Annotated in this window: 5 protein-coding genes; 1 reads left to right on the forward strand and 4 read right to left on the reverse strand. The window is 72.2% G+C overall.

The features are described 5' to 3' along the window. Positions 1-77: 77 nt before the first annotated feature. From ACFWZ5_RS33195 to ACFWZ5_RS33210, 4 genes are all read right to left on the reverse strand, one after another. Positions 78-1,307, reverse strand: coding sequence for an arginine deiminase (locus ACFWZ5_RS33195; protein WP_384798517.1), 1,230 nt, complete (start codon positions 1,305-1,307; stop codon positions 78-80). Between the two features lie 102 nt (positions 1,308-1,409). Continuing rightward, complete coding sequence (locus ACFWZ5_RS33200) at positions 1,410-3,962, reverse strand: polynucleotide kinase-phosphatase (RefSeq protein ID WP_384798520.1); 2,553 nt, start codon at positions 3,960-3,962, stop codon at positions 1,410-1,412. Beyond that, entirely contained in the window at positions 3,959-5,452 is a 1,494-nt protein-coding gene (locus ACFWZ5_RS33205) for a 3' terminal RNA ribose 2'-O-methyltransferase Hen1 (RefSeq protein WP_384798526.1), read from the reverse strand. Before ACFWZ5_RS33205 ends, ACFWZ5_RS33200 begins: the two co-directional genes overlap by 4 nt. Before the next feature lie 219 nt (positions 5,453-5,671). Continuing rightward, positions 5,672-6,595 carry an LLM class F420-dependent oxidoreductase gene (locus tag ACFWZ5_RS33210; RefSeq protein WP_384806949.1) on the reverse strand — a complete coding sequence of 308 codons (924 nt, stop codon included), beginning with the start codon at positions 6,593-6,595 and terminating at the stop codon, positions 5,672-5,674. Between the two features lie 267 nt (positions 6,596-6,862). On the opposite strand from ACFWZ5_RS33210, the gene ACFWZ5_RS33215 reads away from it, so the two are divergent. Then, positions 6,863-7,066: a hypothetical protein gene (locus tag ACFWZ5_RS33215; RefSeq protein WP_384891664.1), complete on the forward strand. Its 204-nt coding sequence runs from the start codon at positions 6,863-6,865 to the stop codon at positions 7,064-7,066. Positions 7,067-7,143 lie beyond the last annotated feature (77 nt).

A 7,143-nucleotide genomic window follows, 5' to 3' on the forward strand; every position in this document is an offset into this window, starting at 1 on the left:
ATATGCATGCCCCACTCCGCATGCCTCCCCGCACGCCCTGCTCCGCACACCCCCGGCCGCCCGGCCCCGGGCCGTCCTCACTCCCCCACGGCACCCCGCTCCACCGGACAGCTCATGCACCGCGGGCCGCCCCGGCCCCGGCCGAGCTCGCTGCCGGGGATCTCTATCACCTCGATGCCCTGCTTGCGCAGATACGTGTTGGTCGTCGCGTTCCGCTCGTAGGCGACCACGACGCCCGGCTCGACCGCCAGGACGTTGCAGCCGTCGTCCCACTGCTCGCGCTCGGCCGCGTGCACGTCCTGCGTCGCCGTCAGGACCCGGACGCGGTCGAGCCCGAGCGCGGCGGCGATGGCCCGGTGCATGTGCTCCGGCGGGTGGTCGGTGACCTTCAGCTCGCGCTCGTCGACGCCCGGCTCGATCGTGTACGAGCGGAGCATGCCGAGGCCCGCATACTGCGTGAACGTGTCGCCGTCGACCATCGTCATCACCGTGTCCAGGTGCATGAACGCGCGGCGCTTGGGCATGTCGAGCGCCACGATCGTCTGCGCGGACCCGGCGGCGAACAGCTTGTGCGCGAGCATCTCGACGGCCTGCGGCTTGGTGCGCTCGCTCATGCCGATGAGCACCGCGCCGTTGCCGATGACCAGGACGTCGCCGCCCTCGATGGTCGACGGGTAGTCGGACTGGCCCTGCGACCAGAGGTGGAAGCCCTGGTTGTGGAAGAGCGGGTGGTGCTGGTAGATGGCCTCGAAGTGGACGGTCTCGCGCTGCCGTGCGGGCCAGCGCATCGCGTTGATCGAGACGCCGTCGTAGATCCAGGCGGAGGTGTCGCGGGTGAACAGGTGGTTGGGCAGCGGGCCGAGCAGGAAGTCGTCCAGGTCCATGCAGTGGAAGCGCACGGACGTCGGCTCCGGGTGCCGCTCCAGGTACTCCCGCTTCGTCATGCCGCCGATCAACAGCTCGGCGAGCTCCGCGGACGGCAGCGCCTCGAAGCTCGCCCGCAGGTGGTCAGTGGCGAGCGGCCCGTACTCCTTCTCGTCGAAGACCCGGTCGAGGACGAGCAGCCGCGCCGCGGGCACGTCCAGGGCCTCGGTGAGCAGATCACCGAAGAGATGGACCGTCACTCCCCGGTCGCGCAGCACGTCGGCGAAGCCGTCGTGCTCCTGTCTTGCCCGCCGCACCCACAGGACGTCGTCGAACAGCAACGCGTCCTTGTTGGTCGGCGTGAGGCGCTTCAGCTCCAGGTCCGGGCGGTGCAGGATGACGCGGCGCAGCCGCCCGGCCTCGGAGTCGACGTGGAATCCCATGCCCCCATCCTCACCCCACGACGACCGGATCACGCGCCCGGCGGCGCGTTTTGGACGTCCTGCCAGGCGGGACAGGAACATCCACAACGCGCCGAGCACGCCTCAGAGCCGCGGATCCACCGGTTCCGATTCCAGCGCGAGCACCGCGAACACCGCCTCGTGCACCCGCCACAGCGGCTCGCCGTCCGCGAGCCGGTCGAGGGCTTCGAGGCCGAGCGCGTACTCACGGATCGCCAGGGACCGCTTGTGGCCGAGGAAGCGGCCGCGCAGCTTGTCCAGGTTCTCCGGGCGCGTGTACTCCGGGCCGTAGATGATCCGCAGGTACTCGCGGCCGCGGCACTTGATGCCCGGCTGGACGAGCCGCCCCTTGGCGTCGCGCACCACGGCGCCGACCGGCTTGACGACCATGCCCTCGCCGCCGCGCCCGGTCATCTCCAGCCACCAGTCGACGCCGGCGCGCACCGACTCCGGCTCGCCCGTGTCGACGTACAGGCGGCGCGTGGTGCGCAGCAGGCCCGTGCCGTCGTGCTCCACCATGCGGTCGATCAGGGCCAGTTGTTCGTCGTGCGGCAGCGCGGCGAGGCTCCTGCCCTGGACGGCGAGGAGCTGGAACGGCGCGAGGTGCACGCCGTCGAGCCCGTCGGTCGGCCAGCAGTAGCGGCGGTAGGCGTCCGTGAACGCGGCGGCGTCCACCGCGCGTTCGCGCTGCTTGCCGAGGAGGCCCGCCACCTCGACACCGCGCGCGGCGGCCGCCTCCAGGGCGTTCAGGGCGTCCGGGAAGACCGCCCCGGACGCGGCGCCCACCGCGGCGTACTGCGTGCGCAGCAGTCCCGACGCCTTCAGGGACCACGGCATCAGCTCGGCGTCGAGCAGCACCCAGTCCGTGCCGAGCTCGTCCCAGAGCCCGGCCGCGCCGACGGCGTCCCGCACCCGGTCGAGCACGGCGTCCGTGAGCGCCGGGTCGGTGAGGAAGGGGCGGCCGGTGCGGGTGTAGAGCGCGCCCGACGGGCCGTTCACGCCGAAGCGTTCGCGGGCCACGTCCGCGTCCTTGCAGACCAGGGCCACCGCGCGCGAGCCCATGTGCTTCTCCTCGCACACGACCCGCTCGACGCCGTCCGCCTTGTACTGCGCGAACGCCTCCTCCGGGTGTTCGAGGTAGCCTTCGCGCCGCGAGGTCGCCGTGGGCGCCATCGTCGGCGGCAGGTACGGCATCAGGCGCGGGTCGGTCGCGAAGCGGCTCATGACCTCCAGGGCCGCCGCCGCGTTCTCCTCGCGCACGGACACGCGTCCGGCGTGCCGGGTCTCCACGATCCGGCGGCCGTGCACGTCACCGAGGTCGAGCGGGCGCCCCTCGTGACCGCCGGGCGCGTCCGTGTGCAGCGGCTTCGTCGGTTCGTACCAGACCTTCTCGGCGGGTACGTCGACGAGTTCGCGCTCCGGCCAGCGCAGGGCGGTCAGCTTGCCGCCGAAGACCGCGCCGGTGTCCAGGCAGATGGTGTTGTTCAGCCAGGTCGCCGTCGGCACCGGCGTGTGGCCGTAGACCACGGCCGCCTTGCCGCGGTAGTCCTCGGCCCACGGGTAGCGCACGGGCAGGCCGAACTCGTCGGTCTCGCCGGTCGTGTCGCCGTACAGGGCGTGCGAGCGGACCCGGCCCGACGTGCGGCCGTGGTACTTCTCCGGCAGTCCCGCGTGGCACACCACGAGCCTGCCCTCGTCGAGGACGTAGTGGCTGACGAGGCCGTCCACGAACGTCCGCACCCGGGCGCGGAACTCGGGATCCTTGGTGTCTTCGCCGTCCAGCTGCTCGATCGTCTCGGCGAGGCCGTGCGTGTGCTGGACCTTGCGGCCCTTGAGGTAGCGGCCGAGCTTGTTCTCGTGGTTGCCCGGCACGCACAGGGCGGTGCCCGCCTCGACCATGCCCATGACGCGGCGCAGGACGCCCGGGGTGTCGGGGCCGCGGTCGACGAGGTCGCCGACGAACACGGCGGTGCGGCCCTCGGGGTGGACGCCGTCGACGTACCCGAGCTCGCCGAGCAGCGTCTCCAGCTCGCTCGCGCAGCCGTGGATGTCACCGACGATGTCGAACGGACCGGTGAGGTGGGACAGGTCGTTGTAGCGCTTCTCCGTGACGACCGTGGCCGTCTCGATCTCCTCGACCCCGCGCAGGATGTGCACCTTGCGGAAGCCCTCGCGCTCCAGGTGGCGCAGGGAGCGCCTGAGTTCGCGCGTGTGCCGCTGGATCACGCGGCGCGGCATGTCGGCCCGGTCGGTGCGGGCCGCGTTGCGCTCGGCGCAGACCTCCTCGGGCACGTCGAGGACGATGGCGATGGGCAGCACGTCGTGCTTCTTGGCGAGCTCGATGAGCTGCTTGCGGCTGTCGCTCTGCACGCTCGTCGCGTCGACGACCGTGCGGCGGCCCCCGGCGAGCCGCTTGCCCGCGATGTAGTGCAGGACGTCGAAGGCGTCCCGGCTCGCGCTCTGGTCGTTCTCGTCGTCGGCGACGAGCCCGCGGCAGAAGTCCGACGAGATCACCTCGGTCGGCTTGAAGTGCTTGCGCGCGAAGGTCGACTTGCCGGAGCCGGACGCGCCGACGAGCACGACGAGGGAGAGGTCGGTGACGGGCAGGGTGCGCCCCTTGTTCTCGGTGCTTGTCATGCGGCCTTCTCCTCCTTCGTGGTCGCGGACACGGTGGCTGTGCCGAGGGAGAACGTGGCCATCTGTGTGGGCGGCCCCACCTCGGGGTCGTCGGGTCCCACGGGTGTGTACGCGACGTCGTACCCGTGCTGCCGGGCGACCCCGTCGGCCCACTCCCGGAACTCGGCGCGCGTCCACTCGAAGCGGTGGTCGCCGTGGCGGACGCGGCCCGCGGGGAGGGACTCCCAGCGGACGTTGTACTCGACGTTCGGCGTCGTCACGACGACGGTGCGCGGGCGCGCCGAGCCGAACACCGCGTACTCCAGGGCGGAGAGCCGGTCCAGGTCGACGTGCTCGATCACCTCGCAGAGCACCGCGGCGTCGTACCCCTTCAGGCGCTTGTCGGTGTACGCGAGGGAGCCCTGGAAGAGCTTGACGCGCTCCGCCTGGCGCTCGCCCATGCGCTCCAGCTTCAGGCGGCGCGCGGCCACCGTGAGCGCGCGCACCGACACGTCGACGCCGACGATCTCGGTGAACCGGGTGTCCTTGAGCAGCGCCTGCACCAACTGGCCCTGTCCGCAGCCGAGGTCGAGCACGCGGCTCGCCCCGGCGGTCTCCAGGGCGGCGACGATCGCCTCGCGCCGCTGCAGGGCGAGCGGCACCGGCTTGTCCTCCGTGTCGACGTCCTCGTCCACGGCGTTGTCGATCTCCGTGACGTCGGTGTCGTCCGCGTCGGCGAGCCGCACCAGCTCCAGGCGGTCCATCGCCTGGCGCGTCAGCGACCAGCGCCGCGACAGATAGCGGCTGGTGATCAGCTTCTGCTCCGGGTGGTCCGCGAGCCAGCCCTCACCGGCGCGCAGGAGCTTGTCGACCTCGTCGGCGGACACCCAGTAGTGCTTGGCGTCGTCGAGGACCGGAAGCAGCACGTACAGGTGGCGCAGCGCCTCGCCCAGGGTCAGCCTGCCGTCCGGGACCTCCAGGACGAGGCGTACGTACCGCGAGTCGCCCCACTCCGGGAAGCGCTCGTCCAGCGGCACCGGGTCCGCCGTCACCGTCCAGCCGAGCGGCTCGAACAGGGCGCGGACCAGGTCGGCACCGCCGCGCGCGGGCAGCGCGGGCACCTCGGCGCGCAGCGGCAGCGGCTGCGCGGCGCGCTCGGGCAGGGCCTTGCAGACGCCGCGCATCGCGCTGGAGAACACCGAGCTCAGGGCGACGGCGAGCAGCGAGGACGCGGCGTACGGACGGTCGTTCACGTACTGCGCGAGCGCCGCGTCGGGTGCGCCGCCGCGGCCCTTGCCGCCGCCCTTGCCCCGCCGCACCAGCGCCAGGGGGTCGACCTCCAGGAGCAGCGCGGCCGTGCAGCGCTCGTCCGTCGCCTCTGGGTAGAAGACGTGCGCGCGGCCGTAGGAGGTGGAGAACGCCTGCGCCTTGCCGGGGTGCTTGTGCAGCAGGAACCCGAGGTCGGTCGCGGGGCGCTCCGGAGCGCCGGTGGTGCTGATGGTCAGGAACACGGTGTTCGCCTCGAAACGCGTTCTGAGCTGGGAACATGGACAGTGCCTGTCAACGTACAGGGAACTGTTCGGACACACTCACGAATTTCGGACGAGGGCAGGACGAGGGCAGACGGACAGGAACCCCCGGCCGGTCGCGGCCCGGGGGCGGGGGACGCGACCGGCCGGGGGTTCAGGACCGGCCTCCGAGAACGGTTACGGCAACGGCTGCGACAGCGGTTACGAGAGCTGCGACTGCACCTGCGCGGAGATCAGCTCCAGGTGGTCGAGGTCGTCCAGGTCGAGGCACTGGAGGTAGACGCGGCTCGCGCCGATCTCCGCGTACCGGCCGATCTTGTCGACGACCTCGGCGGGCGAGCCCGCGAGGCCGTTGGCCTTGAGCTCGTCGACCTCACGGCCGATCGCCGCCGCGCGCCGCGCCACCTCGGCGTCGTCCTTGCCGACGCAGGCCACGAGCGCGTTCGAGTACACCAGGTCGTCGCCCTTGCGCCCGGCCTCCTCCGCGGCCGCGCGCACCCGGCCGAACTGCCGCTCGCTGTCCTCGACCGAGGCGAAGGGGATGTTGAACTCGTCCGCGTACCGGGCGGCGAGGCGCGGCGTGCGCTTCGCCCCGTGGCCGCCGATCAGGACCGGCACCTTGGCCTGCGCGGGCTTGGGCAGCGCGGGCGAGTCCGTCAGCTGGTAGTACGTGCCGTCGTGGCTGAACGTCTTGCCGACGTCCGTCGACCACAGGCCCGTCACGATCGCCAGCTGCTCCTCCAGGCGCCCGAACTTCTCCTTCGGGAACGGAATGCCGTACGCCGTGTGCTCCTCCTCGAACCAGCCCGCGCCCAGGCCCAGTTCGACCCGGCCGCCCGACATCTGGTCGACCTGCGCCACCTGGATGGCGAGCACGCCCGGCAGCCGGAACGTGCCCGCCGTCATCAGCGTGCCGAGGCGGATCCGCTTGGTCTCACGGGCGAGCCCGGCCAGCGTGATCCAGGCGTCCGTCGGCCCCGGCAGGCCGTCGGCCGACCCCATGCGCACGTAGTGGTCGGAGCGGAAGAAGGCGTCGAAGCCCAGGTCCTCGGTGGCCTTGGCGACGGCGAGCAGCGTGTCGTACGTGGCGCCCTGCTGGGGCTCGGTGAAGATGCGAAGATCCATGGCTCCATCCTGCACGGTCGAACGCCCGTCAACCTCACCGATGCCCCCGATCCCCCGTCGCCCCGGTCGGGTGAAAATCCGTCAACCCGGCGGCCGGGGCCGGTCCCCGCCAGTGACTGGGGCGCGCCGGTGATCGTTGGCTCCGCGGAGCCGGACCGCCCGGCACCCGCGCCGGCGGCCGATGCCGGTGCGCCCCCGTTCTTGCACCAACTGCCCTGCCCGGCCCGCACGCTCCGGCCCGGCGGGGCGCGGGCCGAGGAGGCCGTGATGTCCCAGGAAGCCGTGCCCGAGCAGGCGCACGACCCGCTCGCCGCGGAGCCGGCGCGCGACCAGGTCGTACCCGAGCAGGCCCGCCCCGCGCCCAAGGGCCTGCTGCAGCAGATGGAGGAGCTGATGGCAGCGCTCAACGCGGACCTGACCCAACTGGACGCCGACCTCCAACGCCCACCGTCAGGCGAGTCCCCGAACTAGGGGGCTCCGCCCCCTAGGACCCCCTTCTCTCCGGCCTGCGGCCTCGCCCTCAAACGCCGGGCGGGCTAGAAATAGCC

Source organism: Streptomyces sp. NPDC059003 (assembly GCF_042740445.1).
Lineage (GTDB): Bacteria > Actinomycetota > Actinomycetes > Streptomycetales > Streptomycetaceae > Streptomyces.

Coding starts and splice junctions, on each gene's coding strand:
- ACFWZ5_RS33200 (WP_384798520.1), bottom strand. CDS start 3,962: ATGACAAGCACCGAGAACAAGGGGCGCACCCTGCCCGTCACCGACCTC.
- ACFWZ5_RS33195 (WP_384798517.1), bottom strand. CDS start 1,307: ATGGGATTCCACGTCGACTCCGAGGCCGGGCGGCTGCGCCGCGTCATC.
- ACFWZ5_RS33210 (WP_384806949.1), bottom strand. CDS start 6,595: ATGGATCTTCGCATCTTCACCGAGCCCCAGCAGGGCGCCACGTACGAC.
- ACFWZ5_RS33215 (WP_384891664.1), top strand. CDS start 6,863: ATGTCCCAGGAAGCCGTGCCCGAGCAGGCGCACGACCCGCTCGCCGCG.